Origin of the sequence: Streptomyces sp. NPDC007983 (assembly GCF_042958345.1) — a bacterium.
Lineage (GTDB): Bacteria > Actinomycetota > Actinomycetes > Streptomycetales > Streptomycetaceae > Streptomyces.
The window spans coordinates 309,716-326,575 of the sequence record NZ_JBIBJI010000004.1; the positions used below are offsets into that span (position 1 = coordinate 309,716).

Annotated in this window: 13 protein-coding genes; 4 read left to right on the forward strand and 9 right to left on the reverse strand. The window is 72.9% G+C overall.

The genetic code is table 11. The features are described from left to right. Positions 1 to 17: 17 nt before the first annotated feature. On the reverse strand, positions 18 to 1,163 hold the full coding sequence (dgoD, locus tag ACFZCY_RS14945) for a galactonate dehydratase (protein ID WP_391172625.1): 1,146 nt from the start codon (positions 1,161 to 1,163) through the stop codon (positions 18 to 20). Positions 1,164 to 1,173: 10 nt separating this feature from the next. After that, entirely contained in the window at positions 1,174 to 1,902 is a 729-nt protein-coding gene (locus ACFZCY_RS14950) for an SDR family oxidoreductase (RefSeq protein WP_391172627.1), read from the reverse strand. A gap of 138 nt (positions 1,903 to 2,040) precedes the next feature. Here ACFZCY_RS14950 and ACFZCY_RS14955 point away from each other — a divergent pair, with 138 nt between their 5' ends. From ACFZCY_RS14955 to ACFZCY_RS14965, 3 genes are read left to right on the forward strand one after another with little or no spacing between them, the layout of a single operon-like run. Then, positions 2,041 to 4,530, forward strand: a complete 2,490-nt coding sequence (locus tag ACFZCY_RS14955) for a SpoIIE family protein phosphatase (protein ID WP_391172629.1) — start codon at positions 2,041 to 2,043, stop codon at positions 4,528 to 4,530. Positions 4,531 to 4,579: 49 nt separating this feature from the next. Then, the gene (locus ACFZCY_RS14960) at positions 4,580 to 5,923 is read left to right on the forward strand and encodes an MFS transporter (protein ID WP_391172631.1); all 1,344 of its coding nucleotides are present in this window, start codon (positions 4,580 to 4,582) and stop codon (positions 5,921 to 5,923) included. Then, on the forward strand, positions 5,914 to 7,086 hold the full coding sequence (locus ACFZCY_RS14965) for an anhydro-N-acetylmuramic acid kinase (RefSeq protein WP_391172633.1): 1,173 nt from the start codon (positions 5,914 to 5,916) through the stop codon (positions 7,084 to 7,086). Before ACFZCY_RS14960 ends, ACFZCY_RS14965 begins: the two co-directional genes overlap by 10 nt. A gap of 80 nt (positions 7,087 to 7,166) precedes the next feature. On the opposite strand, the gene ACFZCY_RS14970 is transcribed toward ACFZCY_RS14965, so the two are convergent. From ACFZCY_RS14970 to ACFZCY_RS14985, 4 genes are all read right to left on the reverse strand, one after another. Beyond that, positions 7,167 to 7,511, reverse strand: a complete 345-nt coding sequence (locus tag ACFZCY_RS14970) for a SpoIIE family protein phosphatase (protein WP_391172635.1) — start codon at positions 7,509 to 7,511, stop codon at positions 7,167 to 7,169. 740 nt (positions 7,512 to 8,251) lie between these two features. Further along, positions 8,252 to 8,938, reverse strand: coding sequence for a methyltransferase domain-containing protein (locus tag ACFZCY_RS14975; RefSeq protein WP_391173652.1), 687 nt, complete (start codon positions 8,936 to 8,938; stop codon positions 8,252 to 8,254). Positions 8,939 to 9,020: 82 nt separating this feature from the next. Beyond that, positions 9,021 to 10,895 carry a molecular chaperone DnaK gene (gene dnaK / locus ACFZCY_RS14980; protein WP_391172637.1) on the reverse strand — a complete coding sequence of 625 codons (1,875 nt, stop codon included), beginning with the start codon at positions 10,893 to 10,895 and terminating at the stop codon, positions 9,021 to 9,023. 44 nt (positions 10,896 to 10,939) lie between these two features. Further along, a complete protein-coding gene (locus ACFZCY_RS14985) occupies positions 10,940 to 11,677 on the reverse strand; it encodes a DUF1275 family protein (protein WP_391172639.1) in 738 nt (245 codons plus the stop codon). Between the two features lie 193 nt (positions 11,678 to 11,870). Here ACFZCY_RS14985 and ACFZCY_RS14990 point away from each other — a divergent pair, with 193 nt between their 5' ends. Beyond that, positions 11,871 to 12,905, forward strand: a complete 1,035-nt coding sequence (locus ACFZCY_RS14990) for a membrane dipeptidase (protein WP_391172641.1) — start codon at positions 11,871 to 11,873, stop codon at positions 12,903 to 12,905. Between the two features lie 551 nt (positions 12,906 to 13,456). Here the strand turns inward: ACFZCY_RS14990 and ACFZCY_RS14995 are convergent. From ACFZCY_RS14995 to ACFZCY_RS15005, 3 genes are all read right to left on the reverse strand, one after another. Further along, positions 13,457 to 14,641 carry an MFS transporter gene (locus ACFZCY_RS14995; RefSeq protein WP_391172643.1) on the reverse strand — a complete coding sequence of 395 codons (1,185 nt, stop codon included), beginning with the start codon at positions 14,639 to 14,641 and terminating at the stop codon, positions 13,457 to 13,459. Positions 14,642 to 14,732: 91 nt separating this feature from the next. Further along, the gene (locus ACFZCY_RS15000) at positions 14,733 to 15,329 is read right to left on the reverse strand and encodes a TetR family transcriptional regulator (protein ID WP_391172645.1); all 597 of its coding nucleotides are present in this window, start codon (positions 15,327 to 15,329) and stop codon (positions 14,733 to 14,735) included. 89 nt (positions 15,330 to 15,418) lie between these two features. After that, positions 15,419 to 16,846, reverse strand: a complete 1,428-nt coding sequence (locus tag ACFZCY_RS15005) for a cytosine permease (RefSeq protein WP_391172647.1) — start codon at positions 16,844 to 16,846, stop codon at positions 15,419 to 15,421. Between the last annotated feature and the right edge of the window lie 14 nt (positions 16,847 to 16,860).

Consider the following 16,860-nt stretch of genomic DNA (forward strand, 5'->3'; position numbering starts at 1 on the left):
CTCCTTCCCGGGCTCGCTCACCACTCGGCGAACGAGCCGTCCGGGTGGCGCCAGATCGGGCCGCGCCAGTCGGGGGTGGTTCCGTCGGCGGCGCGTACGGCCCGCTCGTCGACCTCGATGCCGAGGCCGGGGGCGGTCGGCCGGTTGATGTGGCCTTCGTGGAAGCGGAACACCTCGGGGTCGACCACGTAGTCGAGGACTTCGGCGCCGTCGTTGTAGTGGATGCCGATGCTCTGTTCCTGGATCAGGAAGTTGGGGGTCGCGAAGGCGATCTGGAGGCTCGCGGCGAGCGAGACCGGGCCCAGCGGGCAGTGCGGGGCGAGGGGGATGTCGAAGACCTCGGCGAGCGAGGCGATGCGCCGCACCTCGGAGATGCCCCCGGCGTGCGAGAGGTCGGGCTGCAGCACGGCCACCCCGGCCTGCAGCGCGGGCAGCGCGTCGGTGCGCGAGTAGAGCCGTTCCCCGGTGGCGATGGGAACGGGCGAGGAGGCGACGAGATCGCCGAGCAGATGGGTGTACTCGGGGAGGACCGGCTCCTCGGCGAACAGCGGGTCGTACGGGGCCAGATGGGGCAGCATTTTGCGGGCGCCCGCGGCGGTGAAGCGGCCGTGGAAGTCGACCGCGAAGTCCCGGTCCGGCCCCAGGGCCTCGCGCGCGGCGGCGGCGCGGGCCACGACGGCGTCGATGTCGGAGACGGTGGGCAGCCGGTTCATCCGCCCGGAGGCGTTCATCTTGACGGCGGTGAATCCCGCCTCGACCTGGGCGGCGACCGCCTCGCCGATCGCGGCGGGCTCGTCGCCGCCGACCCAGCTGTAGGCGCGGACCCGGTCCCGTACCGGGCCGCCGAGCAGGACGTGGACGGGCACGCCGAGGGTCTTGCCCGCGATGTCCCACAGCGCCTGGTCGAGCCCGGCGACGGCGCTGGAGAGCACCGGGCCGCCGCGGTAGAAGGAGCCCTTGGTCATCAGCTGCCAGTGGTCCTCGATCCGCGCGGGGTCCTTGCCGACGAGGAGTTCGGACAGCTCGTGGACGGCGGTGCGGACGGTGGCGGCGCGGCCCTCGACCACCGGCTCGCCCCAGCCGACGACGCCCTCGTCGGTCTCCACGCGGCACAGCAGCCAGCGCGGCGGGACGGCGAAGGTCTCCACACGGGTGATGATCACAAATCGCTCCTCAGGAACTGGTTTTCAGCACGCTCCACCCGCCGTCGACCACCAGCGAGGCGCCGGTGACGAACGAGGCGTCGCCGCCGAGCAGGAAGGCGATGGCCCCGGCCACCTCCTCCGGGCGTCCGAGGCGGCGGGCCGCGGTCTGCTCGGCGCTGTTGCGCCGGTCCTCCTCGCTGATCCCGGCCCAGGCGCGGGTGAGGACGGGGCCCGGCAGGACGGCGTTGACCCGCACCCCGGGGCCGTACTCGACCGCCAGCTGGCGGGTCAGCCCGGTGAGCCCGGCCTTGCCGGCCGCGTAGGCGGGGCGTCCGGGCAGCCCGACGAGGGCGTGCACGGACGACACCAGGACCGCGCTCCCCCGGGTGGCCCGCAGGCCGGGGAGGCAGGCGCGGAAGCCCAGGAAGGCGGCGGTGAGGCCGACCGACAGCTGCCGGTTCCACTCGTCGAGGCCGATCGCGTCGGCGGGCCCGATCCGTACCGTGGTGGCGTTGCTGACCAGCCCGGACACCGGTCCGTAACTCCCGGTCGCGGTGCGCACCGCCGCATCCCAGGAGGCCTCGTCGGCCACGTCGCAGTACTGGAAGACGGCCCGGCCGCCGTCGGCGCGGATGTCCCGGGCGACGCCCTCGCCCTCCTCGCGCAGCACATCGGCGATCACCACCCCGGCACCGTCCGCGGCCAGTCGGCGGGCGGTTGCCTCGCCGATGCCGCCGGCGGCGCCGGTGACGATCACGCACCCGGGTCCCTGAGCGGGGGAAGAAGAGCTCACGGCCGATATTAAATATGAATTAATGACTGCCGCCAAGGGGTCCCGCGAACCGGGCGGAGTAAAATTCGCTGCACGTGCCGGAACGAGGCGAGAGCGCATGCGATGGGCGACAGCACCTTCCGTGGATGGCCCCACCACCTCCCCGAGCTGATCGCGGAGGCCACCTGTGTGGTGGACGAGCGGGGCGTGCTGACCGGCTGGAGCCTCGGCGCGCGGAACCTCCTCGGATACCGGGCCGAGGACGTGGTGGGACGCCCGGTGGCCGAGCTGTTCGCCCCCGGCGGCCCGGGGCCGCCCCGCTTCGACGCGTACAGCGCCGCCGGGGGCGGGCCCGCGGTGCTGCGCCACCGCGACGGCCACCGGATTCCCACCGTCCTGTGGGCCCAGCCGTGGTCCCCGGGCGACGGGCACCCCCACTGGCTGCTGCAGGCCACCCGCGAGGAGTCGGTGCGGCGCCAGGACATCGGCCGCGCGCTCCTGGACGGCCTGGGCCTGGCGTCACCGGTCGCGATGAGCGTCTACGACACCGAGTGCCGCTGCCTGATGCAGAACGCCGCGCTGCGGCGGCTCAGCGGCGTCCAGGACGAGCAGCGCCTCGGGCGCACCCTCGGCGAGACCGTCTCGCAGGTGGACACCTCCGGAATCGAGGAGATGCAAGACCGGGTGCTCCGCCAGGGCGTCGCGGTCGCCGACGTCGAGGTGCGGGGCCGGGCGCCCTCCGACCCGGGCCGGGAGCGCGTCTGGTCCAATTCGGTCTTCCCGCTCAAGGACCGCTCCGGCGAGGTCTTCGCCGTCTGCCACGCGGTGCTCGACATCACCGAGCGGCACCGCGCCCGGGAGCGGCTCGCGGTGCTGAACGACGCCAGCGTCCGCATCGGCTCCACCCTGGACCTGCTGCAGACGGCCCAGGAGCTGGCGGACGTGGCGGTGCCCCGGCTCGCCGACTTCGCCTGCGTCGACCTGATCGACTCGGTCTTCGAGGGCGACGAGCCGCCCACCGGGGCGGTGGGCAGCGAGACGGTGTTCCGGCGCGCCGCGCACCAGTCCATCGTGCCCGGCATTCCGGAGGCGGTGGCGGACGTGGAGGACGTGGACGTCCACGCGTCCGCCCCGGACTCCCCCTTCGCCCGCGCCCTGGCCACCGGCACCTCCGTCCTGGAGACGGTGAACGGCCCGGGGCCGGACCCCGGCTGGCTCGACGGCGATCCCCTGCGGGCCGAGGGCATCCAGCGGTGGGGCATCCACTCCTGGATGGTGGTGCCGGTACGGGCGCGCGGCAGCACCCTCGGGGTGGCCGTCTTCCTGCGGCGGCAGCGCCCCGACCCCTTCGAACAGGACGATCTGCTGCTGGCCGACGAGATCGTGGCCCGCGCCGCGGTCTGCATCGACAACGCCCGCCGCTACACCCGCGAACGCGGCACCGCCCTCGCCCTCCAGCGCAGCCTGCTCCCCCAGCGGCTGCCCGACCAGGCGGCCGTGGAGGCCCGGTCGCGCTATCTGCCGGCCGGCAGCCGGCTGGGGGTGGGCGGCGACTGGTTCGATGTGATCCCGCTGTCCGGGGCCCGGGTGGCGCTCGTCGTGGGGGACGTGGTCGGCCACGGGATGAAGGCCGCCGTCACCATGGGGCGGCTGCGCACCGCCGTCCGCACCCTGGCCGATCTCGACCTTCCCCCCGGCGAACTGCTCGCCCACGTCGACGACCAGGTGCGGCGGCTGGTCGACGAACAGGCCGCCGAGGGCCAGGAGTCCGGCGACGCCACGGACCCCGCGGCCGGTTTCGCCTCCGAACCCGCCATCGACGCCTGGGCCTTCGGCGCCACCTGCGTGTACGCGGTCTACGACCCCATCACCCGGCGCCTCGCCTTCGCCCGGGCCGGCCATCCCCCGCCGGCCGTCATCACCCCCGGCGGGCGCGCCCGGTTCCTGGAGTCCGCGAACGGGCCGCCGCTGGGCGTGGGCGGGCTGCCGTTCGAGGCCACCGAGGCCGAACTGCCCGACCGCAGCCTGCTGGTGTTCTACACCGACGGCCTGGTGGAGTCGCGCGACCACGACATCGACGCCGGGCTCGACCGGCTGCGCCGCGCCCTGGACGACGGGTGCGGCGATCTGTCGCCGGACGCGGTGTGCGACACCGTCGTCTCCCGGCTGATCCCGGGGCACCCCGCCGACGACGTGGCGCTGCTGGTGGCCCGTACCCGGGCGCTGAGCGACGACCTCTGCGCCGCCTGGGACCTGCCCGCCGAGCCCGCCGTCGTCGCCCCGGCCCGGGCCCGGGTGGCGCACCAGCTGGCACGGTGGCGGCTGGACCATCTCGTGGCCACCACGCAGGTCGTGGTCACCGAGCTGCTCACCAACGCGATCGTGCACGCCCGCGGCCCGATCCAGCTGCGGCTGGTCAGAAACCAGTCGCTGATCTGCGAGGTCTCCGACAGCAGCGCGGCCGCCCCGCATCTGCGCCGGGCCGGGTGGAAGGACGAGGGCGGCCGCGGCCTGTTCCTCATCGCCCAGCTCAGCCAGCGCTGGGGGACCCGGTACTCGGCGGACCGCAAGACCATCTGGGCCGAGCAGCCGCTGACCGGCCCGCTCCGGTAGGGGATGTCTTCCGGTACGCACCCGCCCCCGGCGGGTACGTGATGCGGATGTGAGCGCTTCTCTCCCCGGTCCGGCCACGCGCCGCGCCCTCGTGGCGGGTTCGGTCGGCAACCTCATCGAGTGGTACGAGTTCGGTGTCTACGGCTTCTTCGCGACGGTCATCGCCGCGAACTTCTTCACCCCCGAGGGCGGCAGCGCCCTCGAGGGCCTGGTCAAGACCTACGCCTCGTTCGGGCTCGCGTTCTTCTTCCGGCCCATCGGCGCCGCCGTCTTCGGCCGCGCCGGCGACCGGATCGGGCGGCGCCCGACCCTGATCCTGGTGCTGCTGCTGATGACCGGCGCCACCACGCTCATCGGCCTGCTCCCCACGTACGACACGGTCGGCGCCGCCGCCCCGTGGCTGCTGACCCTGGTGCGGATCCTGCAAGGACTGTCCGCGGGCGGGGAGTTCGGCGGCGCGGTGTCGATCATGACGGAGTTCGCTCCGCCGGGGCGCCGCGGGCTGTACGGGGCGTGGCAGTCGTTCACCGTCGCGCTGGGGCTGCTCGCGGGTGCCGGGACGGCCGCCGTCCTGGCCACCGCGCTGAGCGAGGAGGCCCTGAACGACTGGGGCTGGCGGCTGCCGTTCCTGCTGGCCCTGCCGATCGGGCTGGCCGCGCTGTGGCTGCGGCTGCGGCTGGAGGAGACCCCGTCGTTCCGCGGGGCGAACGCGGCGAGCACGCCGGCCGGCCCGGTCGCCTCCCGCCATGAGGTGGCCCGGGCCGTCGTACTGGGTGCCGGGCGCATCATGGGCTGGGCCGCGGCCGGGTACACCTTCCTGGTCGTCATGCCCTCGTATCTGCAGGCCACCCTGGACGCCACGTTCCAGCAGGCGCTGATCGCCACCGTGGTGGCCAACGCCGGGTTCGCGGCCGCCATCCTCCCCGCGGGGCTGCTCAGCGACCGGATCGGGCGGCGCCCGGTCATGCTGACCGGTGCCGCCCTGGTCACCGTGCTCGCCTTCCCGCTGCTCAACCTCCTGCAGGACCCGGGCAGTCCGGCCCTCGTCCAGGGCGTGGCCGTCTTCGTGGCGGGCGCGGTGGTCGGGCTGCTGGCGGGCCCCGGCCCGGCGATGCTCGCCGAGATGTTCCCGACCCGGGTCCGGTACACGGGACTCGGGCTGGCGTACGCGCTGTCGAACGCCGTGTTCTCAGGGTGCGCCGGGCTGATCATCACCGAGGCGATCAAACGGACCGGCGAGGCGGACATCCCCGCCTACTACGTGGCCGCGACCGGCGCCCTCAGCCTGATCGCCCTGGCCACCCTGCGCGGCGACGCCCACCGGGGCACGCTGCGGGACGAGGAGCGGCCCACCCCCCGCGACGAGACCGAGGAGGAGACCCCGTGCGCGTGATCGGACTGATGTCGGGCACATCCCACGACGCGGTGGACGCGGCGGCCGCCGATCTGGCCCTCGACGGCGACACCCTGGTGCTCGCCCCGCTGGGCCTGCTCAGCGCCGCCTATCCGGACACGTTGCGCGCTGCGCTGGCCGCCGCGCTGCCACCGGCGGCGACCACCATGGCGGAGGTGTGCGCGCTGGACACCCGTATCGGCCAGGCCTTCGCCCGGCTCGCCGTCCGCGCCGACCGGGAGCTGTGCGACGGGCGGGCCGATCTGATCAGCTCGCACGGCCAGACCGTGTACCACTGGGCCGAGGACGGCCGGGTGCACGGCACGCTGCAGCTCGGGCAGCCCGCCTGGATCGCCGAGACCACCGGCGTCCCCGTCGTCTCCGATCTGCGCGGCCGGGACGTGGCCGCCGGCGGCCAGGGAGCCCCGCTGGTCAGCCTGGTCGACACGCTGTGGCTGCGCGGGCGGCCCGGGGTGTGCGCCGCCCTGAACCTGGGCGGGATCGCCAATCTCACCGTGGTCCCCCGGGCCGGTGAGCCGCTGGCCTTCGACACCGGCCCCGCGAACGCCCTGATCGACGCGGCGGTCCGGGATCTGACGGGCGGCCGGCTCGACCACGACGCGGACGGCGCCCTCGCGGCGCGCGGCACCGTGCACCCCGGGCTGCTGGAGCGGCTGCTGGCCGAGCCGTACTACGCGCTGCCGCCGCCCAAGACGACCGGCAAGGAACTGTTCCATCTCCCCTATCTGCGGGCCGCGCTGGCGGCCACCGGCCCCGTCGCGGACCACGATGTCGTCGCCACCGTCACCGAGCTGACCGCCCGCACCGTGGCCGACGCGGCGCGCTCCGTCCACGCCACCGAGGTGATCGCCTCCGGCGGCGGCATCCGCAACCCCGGCCTGATGGCCGCGCTCCGCCGCGACCTCGGCACCATCGCCCTGCGGGTCTCCGACGAGCTCGGGCTTCCGGCGGCGGCCAAGGAGGCGTACGCCTTCGCCGTCCTGGGCTTCCTGACCGCCCACGGCCTGGCGGGCACGGTACCGAGCTGCACCGGCGCCCGGCACCCGGCGGTCCTGGGCTCGATCACCCCGGGACGGCGGCCCCTCGTCCTGCCGCCGCCGGACCGTCCGGCGCCGTCCCGGCTGGAGATCTTCCGCCGGTGATGAGGAGCCTCAGTCCTCCGGGATCTCGATGCGGAGGTCCCGGGGCAGCCGCTGTTCGAACCACACCAGCTTGCCGGTGCTCAGCCGGGTCGCGCCCCGGCGCCCGGAGAGCTGGTTGACCAGGAACAGCCCGCGGCCGCCCTCGTCGCCCGGGCGGGCGCCCGGCCCGCGGTCTGCGGCTTGGGAGCCAGGAACCAGTAGGCGACGTTGTACGACGGGATGTCGTCGTCCCGGTCCCGGGGCCCTGCGCCGCCCACCGCCGCGTCGCACAACAGCTCCAGCGGCGGGGGGTCGAGCACCTGGGCGGTGGAGTGCAGCCGGTCGCGCAGCCGCTCGGCCCCGGTGGCCACATCGGTGTCGCGGGACTCCACGAGACCGTCGGTGTACAGCAGCAGGGTGGCCCCGGTGGGCGCGAAAACCTCCACCGTCTCCCGACGCCGCCGACGCCGACCGGCGGGCCGGGCGGGATCCGCAGCACCTGGCCACGGCCAGCGGGGCGATGATCAGCCGTCGGCCGGGAGGCACCGGGCCGGGACCGCCCACCGCGGGGCTCAGCAGCTCGGCGAGCGCGGCGGCGATTCCGGGGACGCCCCCGAACGCGGGACGCCCGGTGGCCAGCAGATCGGCGAGCCGGCCGGTGACGGTGAGGCCGGGCGAGCCCGGGCGGCGGCACGGTCGTCCGGGGCGCGCCGCCCGGCGTGGGGGCGCGGGGACCGCCCGGCCCGTCGGGGGCTCCGGGCCCGCCTTCCGGCGGGGCTTCCGGCGAGGCTTCCGGTCCGGCCGCGTGCGGGCGCAGTACGAGCGGGCCGGGCGGCTCCTCGTCCCCGGCGGGCAGCGGGTCACGCGGACGCACCACGGCCGCGTCGGTGAAGGCGGGCACGGCGGTCCGGCACAGCTCGTGCAGCGTCTCGTCCAGGTCCATGCCGCGGGCGATCCGCCGGGTGGCGGTGTCGAGGTAGCGCAGCCGGTCGGTCTGCGGCCCGGTGCCGTACGCCGCCTCCTCCTCCCGCAGATGCGCCACGCCCGGCGGGACCGGGCCGGACCGCGGCGGCGGGGACCGGCGGGACCATGCGGCGGGCCCCACGGCCCGGCCGCCGTCCGGTCCGGGCCTTCCTGGGGAGTGAGGTGCGCCATCAGCTGTGCGTTCGTCACGGACGCGGTCTCCTCAGCCGCCTCGTCGGCACCGGAGGAAGATCTGCTCCTCGGGCGGGACGTCCGAGGAGGCCGGTGCGTAGCTGTAGGACGACTCGCCGACGATCTCGAAGCGGGCCGCTTCGATGACCTCGCGCAGATCGTCCCGCAGATAGCCGGTGACCCGGATGGTGGAGCGGAGGAACGGGATCGAGAAGTCGTCCACATCTGCTTCCACCATCGACAGGGCGAACAGCCCGCCGGGGAGCAGCAGGCGGCGGATGGTGCCCAGCGCGAGCGGGATCTCGGCGCGGGGCAGCATCAGCAGCGAGAAGAACGCCGTGACCGCGTCGAACCGGCCGAGATCGACCGGGCCTCCGCGGCGCAGATCGGCGATGTCCGCCTGGTGGAAGTCGGCGCCGGGGACATAGGACGGGGCGAGCCGCACCATTCCGGCGGACAGGTCGACGCCGGTGACCCGGAGCCCCGCGCCGGTCAGCTGGCGCGCGGTGGGCAGCCCGGTGCCGCAGCCCAGATCGAGCACCCGGGATCCGCGCGGGAGCACGCCGATCAGCCACTCGCCCGCGGCGAGCTGGCCTTCCTTGTGCGGGAACGCCTCGTCGTAGCGGTCGCCGATGGCGTCGAACGCCTCGGCCTGACCGCTGCGGTCGAGCCGTATGTTCCCGTAGCCGGTGTCGCCGGTCCCGTTGCTCACGGACACATCCCCGGGGGTCTCGACGTCACCCGCCATTCTCCTCGCATTCCGGCCCCGCGCCATGGCCTGGGCACACCTTCCGGCGCGGTCAGCCGGTGCTGCCTTTGGGCTTCTCGTCGTCCACGATCTCCGCGTCCACGACCTCGTCGCCGTCCGCGTGCGACTGGTCCTGGCTCCCGTCGCCGCTTCCGCCGCCCGGGGTCCCGGACTGCTGCTGTGCCTGTGCGTAGAGGGCGGTGCCGATCTTCTGCCCGACGGTGGCGGCCTTGTCGGTGGCGTCCCGGATCGCGGCGGTGTCCTCGCCCTTCAGCGTCTCCTTCAGCTCAGCGACCGCCGTCTCGGCCTCCTCCCGCACGTCCTGCGGCACTTTCCCGGCCTGGTCGCGCAGCAGCTTCTCGGTCTGGTAGACGAGGGATTCGGCCTGGTTGCGGGTCTCGGCGGCCTCGCGGCGCTTGTGGTCCTCCTCCGCGTACTGCTCGGCCTCGCGCATCATGCGGTCGATGTCGTCCTTCGGCAGCGCCGAGCCGCCGGTGACCGTCATCCGCTGCTCCTTGCCGGTGCCCAGGTCCTTGGCGGAGACGTGCATGATGCCGTTCGCGTCGATGTCGAAGGCCACCTCGATCTGCGGCACCCCGCGCGGGGCCGGCGGCAGCCCGGTCAGCTCGAACATCCCGAGCTTCTTGTTGTACGCGGCGATCTCGCGCTCGCCCTGGAACACCTGGATCTGCACCGACGGCTGATTGTCCTCGGCCGTGGTGAAGACCTCCGAGCGCTTGGTGGGGATCGTCGTGTTGCGCTCGATCAGCTTGGTCATGATGCCGCCCTTGGTCTCGATGCCGAGGGACAGCGGGGTGACGTCCAGCAGCAGGACGTCCTTGACCTCACCCTTGAGGACACCGGCCTGGAGGGACGCGCCGATGGCCACGACCTCGTCCGGGTTGACGCCCTTGTGCGGGTCCTTGCCGGTCAGCTCCTTGACCAGGCCGGTCACCGCGGGCATCCGGGTCGAGCCGCCGACCATGATCACATGGTCGATGTCGGAGGTCTTGACCCCGGCGTCCTTGATCGCCTGGTGGAAGGGGGCCTTGCAGCGCTCCAGCAGGTCCTCGGTCAGCTGCTGGAACTGGGAGCGGGTGAGCTTCTCGTCCAGGTGCAGCGGGCCCTCGGCGGAGGCCGTGATGTAGGGCAGGTTGATCGCGGTCTCGGTCGCCGCGGACAGTTCGATCTTGGCCTTCTCGGCGGCCTCGCGCAGCCGCTGCACCGCCATCTTGTCCTTGGACAGATCGACCCCGTAGTGGTTCTTGAACCGCGTCACCAGGTGGTCGACGACGCGCTGGTCCCAGTCGTCGCCGCCCAGTTGGGTGTCCCCGTTGGTGGCCTTGACCTCCACGACCCCCTCGCCGATCTCCAGCAGCGAGACGTCGAAGGTGCCGCCGCCGAGGTCGAAGACCAGGATCCGCTGGTCGTTCTCCCGGTCCAGCCCGTACGCGAGGGCGGCCGCCGTGGGCTCGTTGATGATGCGCAGCACCTTCAGCCCGGCGATCTCGCCCGCCTCCTTGGTGGCGGTGCGCTGGCTGTCGTTGAAGTACGCGGGGACGGTGATGACGGCGTCCGTGACGTCCTCGCCGAGGTACCCCTCCGCGTCGCGCTTGAGCTTCTGCAGCACCCGCGCGGAGATCTCCTGGGCGGTGTAGCGCTTGCCGTCCACCTCGCCGGTGGCGGGGAAGCGCCAGCGGTCCTCCCCCATGTGGCGCTTGACCGACCGGGCGGTGCGGTCCACGTTGGTCACTGCCTGGCGCTTGGCGACCTCGCCGACCAGCACCTCGCCGTTCTTCGCGAAGGCGACCACCGACGGGGTGGTCCGGGCGCCTTCGGTGTTGGTGATGACGGTGGGCTCGCCGCCCTCGAGGACCGAGACCACGGAGTTCGTCGTCCCCAGGTCGATACCGACTGCGCGGGTCATCTCGAACCACCTCCCGATACGCCTCCCAGTATCCCAAATGCTGTTCACTGCCGGATATGTCCGCCGCGACCCCGGTGCGAGGTGAAGGACACCACCAGGACCAGCGCGACCAGCCCGGCCGGGAGGGCGGGCGCGGCCGGAGCGGCATGGGTGACCAGCAGGGCGCCGAGCGCCGCGCCCACGACGAGGGCGGCGAGCAGCGCCACGCTGATCCAGCGCACCCGGCCGTCGCGGGCCACGTCGACCAGCAGACCGGTCAGGGTGCCGGTGAGGTACGTGGTGGACATCCCGGGCGGCCCGATGGCGCGCACCAGACCGCTCTGGCCGCCCATGGCGAACGCCGCCACCGCGAGCAGCCCCAGCCGCACGCCCCCGCCCGGGTGGCCGCCCGCGGTGGCCCACCCCGCCCACAGCCCGCCGAGCGCGAGCACCTCCACGCCGAGGGCCCAGCGGGTGCGCCCGGCGGCCCGCTCGCCCCGGACGATACGGGCGCTGAGCAGGGCGCCCGCGATGAAACCGGTCACCGCGACGGCGGCGTCCCGGGCCCGGTCCGGGTCCTGGGCGCCCGCCGAGATGCCGAGGAGCGAGAGGTTGGCCGTCATGACGCTGGTGAAGACGCCGCCGAGGGCGAGGAAGCTGATCGCGTCCATCGCGCCGGTGGCCACGGTGAGCGCGACGGCGATCGCCGTCAGGCCGCCGTCGCCGGTGCCGCGCGCCCGTCCGCCCGGTGGCGGCGCGGCGCCGTTCCCGGGCCGGGCCGCGGTCTCGTCGCCGTCCGCCATCGGCCACCTCCGGCCTCCCCGGGTGCCCCGCCCGGGGCGCGGGAAACAGCGGTCCGGTACGCGCGGGGAACACTGGTCCCGGACGCAAAGGATCAGTGGTCCGGGATTCCGGCCGTATTCCGCTTCCCGTACCGCCACGGCATCGCTAGGTTCGGGGTGCCCCACCCCGTAACGCCCCCTGGAACATGGAGGAATGCCGCACGTGTCCCGCGAACTCCATCACCGCGCGGTCGTCGCCGACGCCCACAACGATCTGCTGATCGCCGTCGCCGCCCGCCCGCCGCGGCGCTGGGCGGCCTTCTTCCGGGAGCGGTGGCTGCCCCAGCTGCGCGACGGCGGCGTGGACCTCCAGGTGCTGCCGGTCTTCATCGATGACCAGTTCCGGCCCGAGGGCGCCCTGCGGGAGACCCTGCGCATGATCGAGTGCGCCCACACCCTGGCCGAGGGCAATCCGGACGAGGTCCGGCTGTGCCTGGACGGGTCCGACATCGACGCCGCGCTGGCGGAGGGCAGGATCGCGCTGGTGCTGGCGCTGGAGAGCGCCCCCGGCATCGACGCCGACGTGGAGCTGATCCCGACCGTCCACCGCCTGGGGGTGCGGGTCGCGTCCATCGCCCACTGGGGGCGCACCGCGCTGGCCGACGGCAGCGGCGAGGACGCCACCGGCAGCCGGCTGACGGCGGCCGGGGTCGAGGCGCTGCGGGAGATGGAGCGCCTGGGCATCCTCTTCGACGTCTCGCACCTCAGCGCCTCGGGCGTCGCCCATGTGCTGGAGCTGGCCACCCGCCCGGTGCTGGCCACCCATTCGTCGGCGCGTGCGCTGCTCGACCATCACCGCAATCTCACCGATGAGCAGATCCGCGGCATCGTGGCCACCGGTGGCATGGTGTGCGTGAACTTCCTCGGCGAGTTCCTGGCCACCGACCCGGCCGAGCGGACGGTGGACCGGCTGGCCGACCACATCGCCCATGTCGCGAAGGTCGCCGGGCCGGACCGGGTGGGTCTGGGGCCGGACTTCATCAAGGAGGTCAGCGCCGATGTCAGCCCGCCGTGCTGCGAGGACCTGGAGTACGCCGAGCTGGTCGTCCCCGGGCTGGAAGGGCCCCGCGGCCTCCCTCTGGTAACCGAGGCACTGATGGGCAGGGGCTTCTCCGAGGCCGCGGTCCACCAGATCCTCGGCGGCAATGTGCTGGACCTGTTCCGCAAGGAGCTGGGCCGCCCCGCGTGAGCCGACGGGCCACGCTCACCCGCCGGCTCGCCCGCCCCAGGAGGAGGGGAACCGCCAGGTGGTGGACCGGTGCGGCCACGGCCCACACCGCGCGGCCGACGTGCCCGTGGAAGCGCACGGAGGTGCCCCACACGACCCTCGCGTCGTCCACGACCACGACGTCGCGCGCGGCGACCAGCCGGGAGCGCGCCTCCAGGGTGACCGAGTCGGCCCCGGATTCCGGGACGGACCAGCCCAGGACGTGGGCCGACGATGTCCTCGGACCCAGGCGGAGTCCCGGGGCGAGGGGCCGTCCGCGCACCAGGAGCCACCCCACAAGCGCCGGGGCGCCCTCGAATGTGGCCCGCGCCCACTGCTCGGGGGTCCGGGTCCGGGCCCGGGGTGCCGTCAGCTCGAACGCCGAGGCGTAGTCGCACTTCCCGAAGTCCCCGCCGGCCGGCAGCACCTGTGGCACGTCGACCCGGCGTACTCGCGCGGTGGTCATGGGCGGTGCGCCTTCCGCGGCGGCTGACGGCGGTCCCCGTCGCCCGGACGCCTGACGGCCTCGGGGGCTATGCGACGGGCTCGCACGGCGCGCACGCGACGCCGCGCCGGGGTGCGGCCGCGCGGGCGGTGAGTTCGGGTACGACCGTGAAGATACCGATCGCCGCCAGCGCGGCGCCGAACCAGACCGGGGCCCGCAGCCCGAAGGCGTCGATGGCCAGCCCGCCGGCCGAGGAGCCGATGATGATGCCGAGGGTGATGAAGGACGTGTGGACGGTGTTCACCAGCGGCCCGGCGTTGCCGGTGCGCTGCACCCGGGTGACCATCGCGGGGTTCATGGTGACGCCGACCAGGCCGATGCCCATCATGAACACCACGGCGGGAACGCTGAGATGGGCCAGCAGGGCGAAGCCGAGGAGGAAGCACGCGTTGAGGATCAGCCCGCCCAGCAGGACGTGCGGGGTGTGCCGGTCGGCGAGGCGTCCGACGATGCTGTTGCCCACCACGGTGGCGGCCCCGTAGGCGATGAGCAGCAGCGGGACGGTTCCGGCACCGAATCCGGTGACCTTGGTGAGGATCGGGTTGAAGTAGCTGAACGCGGAGAACGTGGCGCCGATGATGAGGGTGCTGGTGGAGAGCGCGAGCCACAGCCGGCGGTTGCGGAATACGGCCAGCTCCTGCCGGAAGGTCCCGCCGCCCTCGGCGCGTTCCACTCGGGGCACCCCGGCGAGCGTGCACAGCGCCGCGGCGACGGCCAGGACCGAGATGGCCCAGAAGGCGGCGCGCCAGCCGAGGTGTTCACCGATCAGGGTGGACACCGGCAGCCCCAGCAGAGTGCCGAGCATCAGTCCGTTCATGGCCACGCCGATGGCTCGGCCACGTTTCTCGGGGCGGGTGAGTTGCGCGCACATCGAGATGGCCACTCCGAAGAACGCCTGGGAGGCGGTGCCGGTGATGACGCGCGCGAGCATCATGACCCCGTATCCGGGTGCGGTGGCGGCCAGCACGTTGCCCACCAGGAAGACGGCGAACACCACCATCAGCGCGGTCTTCTGAGGTGTCCTCAGCAGCGCGACGGTCAGCAGTGGCCCTCCGACGGCCATGGCGACCGCGAAAGCCGTGATGAGATAGCCGACCTGCGGGATGGTGACGTCCAGCCCTCGGGCCATCTGCGGCATCAGGCCGGCTACGGCGAACTCACTGGTGACCATGGCGAAGATGCCGAGGGCCAGCACATAGATGGCACGGGGCATGGTGCTCCTCACAGGTTTTGGATCGCTCATTGCAAAACTTGGGCATGAAAAAGGCCCTTCTGGGCCGGGCAGGGCTCAGCGGGTCAGCACGTCACGGCATCAAGGCGTCCATGGCCGTCGAGGCGATGGACTCCAACTGGGCACGGTCGGCGCCACCCCGGGCCGCGACCCGCATGCCACCGGTCACCGCGTTGACGAAGCGGGCCAGCGACTCCGCGTCACGGGCGGATGTGATGTCACCGTCGCGCTGACCGCCACGCAGGGCGACACCGAGAGCGGCCAGCCGGCGCTCCAGGTCCCGCTCCAGCATCGCGGCGGTCTCCGGATCGCGCCCGGCGAGCTCCACCGTGGTGTTGACGGTCAGGCACCCGAGGCTGTGACCGTGCAGCCGCTCCTCGAATTCGCTGTCGATGATGGTGGCGAGGAAAGCACGGATCCGCTCCACGACCGGCCGCCCCTCGTTCTCCAACAACTCGATCTGGGCAGTGGTCTTGATGTCGATGTAACGGGCCAGCGCCCGCTGGAACAGGTCGTGTTTGCTGTGGAAGGTGTTGTAGATACTGCTGCGGCCCAGTCCGGTGGCCGCGCACAGATCCTGGGTCGAGGTGGCCTCGTAGCCGTTCGCCCAGAAGGCGCGCATCGCCGCGTCCAGGGCCCGCTCCTCGTCGAACATCCTCGGCCGGGCCATGCGAGGACCGTAACACGTTTTGGAACGACCAGTGCAATAGAGCGGGCGGCACCGCCGTCGCGATGCCGCCCGCCGCCGAAGGGGCCCGGTCAGTGCCTGGCCGCCGCCGCGGGTTCCGCGGGCGGCCCGGCCGGGGTGTCCGCAGCGGCGCGCACCCACAGCGGCTTCAGCCGGTACGTCAGCAGGTACAGCACCAGGGATGCGCCGGCGGCGACGTACATGCTCAGGTCACCGGCGCCCGGGTACGCCGAGGCGAACGCCCCCGTGTACAGCTTGGACTCCCAGAAGGGGACGGACGCCACCACGCCGCCCGCCCAGGCGACGAAGCCCCAGGAGAGCACCCGTCCGCGGTCGTACAGTTCGGCGATCCGCGCCGGGTCGGAGCGGCCGCCCAGCCGGTAGTCCAGGAGCAGCACGGTGGCGAAGGGGGCGATGAAGTACGCGGTGAGGTTGAGGAACACCGAGAACTTCTGCTCGATCCCCGACTCGCCCCACAGGCTGATGACATATGCCAGCAGACAGATGACGGTGACCGCCTGGGTCCGGGTGACCGGCACCTTCAGGGTCTGGACGGAGATCGCGCCGCCGTAGACGTTGAGGAAGTTCTGGGCGAGCGCCGAGAGGCCGACCGCGATGAGCGCGGGTATGGCGAACGGCCCGGCCAGTTCGTGGAGGGCGGTGATGGAGTCGCTGCTGTTGGCGTTCGAGCCGACCAGGACGCCCAGGATGCCGAGCCAGCAGATGGTGACGAAGTTGCCGAACCCGGTGTACCAGGCGGTGCGGTTCACCATCTTCGGGGTGTCCGGCAGATAGCGCGAGTAGTCGGACGCGAACGGCGCCCAGGCGACCAGGAAGGAGAGGAACCAGCCGCAGAAGGTGATCCAGCCGCCGGTGTCGCCGATGTAGCCGGACGCCTTCGGGTTGGCCTCGAAGGTGCCCGCGCCGCGTACCAGGGCCACGATCGTGATCATCGCGAACAGCGGGGTGAGCACATACGTGAGCACACGCTGAAGGAAATTGATCATGTTGTAGCCGTAGATGGACACCACCAGCTCGATCGCGGTGAGCAGCAACCCGCAGAGCCAGTACGGCAGATGGGTCAGCTCCGCGATCGCCTTGCCACCGAGGATCACGGTGACCGAGGCCCAGCCGACCCCGGCGAACACATTGATGTACGCCACCGGCAGGAAGTTGCCGAAGAAGCCCAGCGGCCCGCGCGCCTGGATCTGCTGCGGCACCCCGAGCCGTACGCCCATCTTGGACATCACGGCCATCAGCACCGAGCCGACCCCGGCCCCGACGACGATCGCGGCGACCGCTCCGGTGAAGCTGAGGCCCAGGCTGATCGCGCTGAATCCGAGCAGGATGATGGGGAAGTTGAGACCGGCGGCGAACCAGACGAAGAACTGTGAGCTGGGCTTGCCGTGCCGCTCGTTGTCGGGGATGTGATCCACCCCGAAGGGTTCGACTTTGGTGACCGCGCTGCCGTAGACCGGCGCCACATCGTTGTGGGTCATGGGCGTGCTCCTGG

Bases quoted from the DNA above. Each gene is read 5' to 3' on its own strand.
- ACFZCY_RS14955 (WP_391172629.1), top strand. From the start codon at position 2,041: ATGGGCGACAGCACCTTCCGTGGATGGCCCCACCACCTCCCCGAGCTG.
- dnaK (WP_391172637.1), bottom strand. From the start codon at position 10,895: ATGACCCGCGCAGTCGGTATCGACCTGGGGACGACGAACTCCGTGGTC.
- ACFZCY_RS14985 (WP_391172639.1), bottom strand. From the start codon at position 11,677: ATGGCGGACGGCGACGAGACCGCGGCCCGGCCCGGGAACGGCGCCGCG.
- ACFZCY_RS14990 (WP_391172641.1), top strand. From the start codon at position 11,871: ATGCCGCACGTGTCCCGCGAACTCCATCACCGCGCGGTCGTCGCCGAC.
- ACFZCY_RS14995 (WP_391172643.1), bottom strand. From the start codon at position 14,641: ATGCCCCGTGCCATCTATGTGCTGGCCCTCGGCATCTTCGCCATGGTC.
- ACFZCY_RS15000 (WP_391172645.1), bottom strand. From the start codon at position 15,329: ATGGCCCGGCCGAGGATGTTCGACGAGGAGCGGGCCCTGGACGCGGCG.
- ACFZCY_RS15005 (WP_391172647.1), bottom strand. From the start codon at position 16,846: ATGACCCACAACGATGTGGCGCCGGTCTACGGCAGCGCGGTCACCAAA.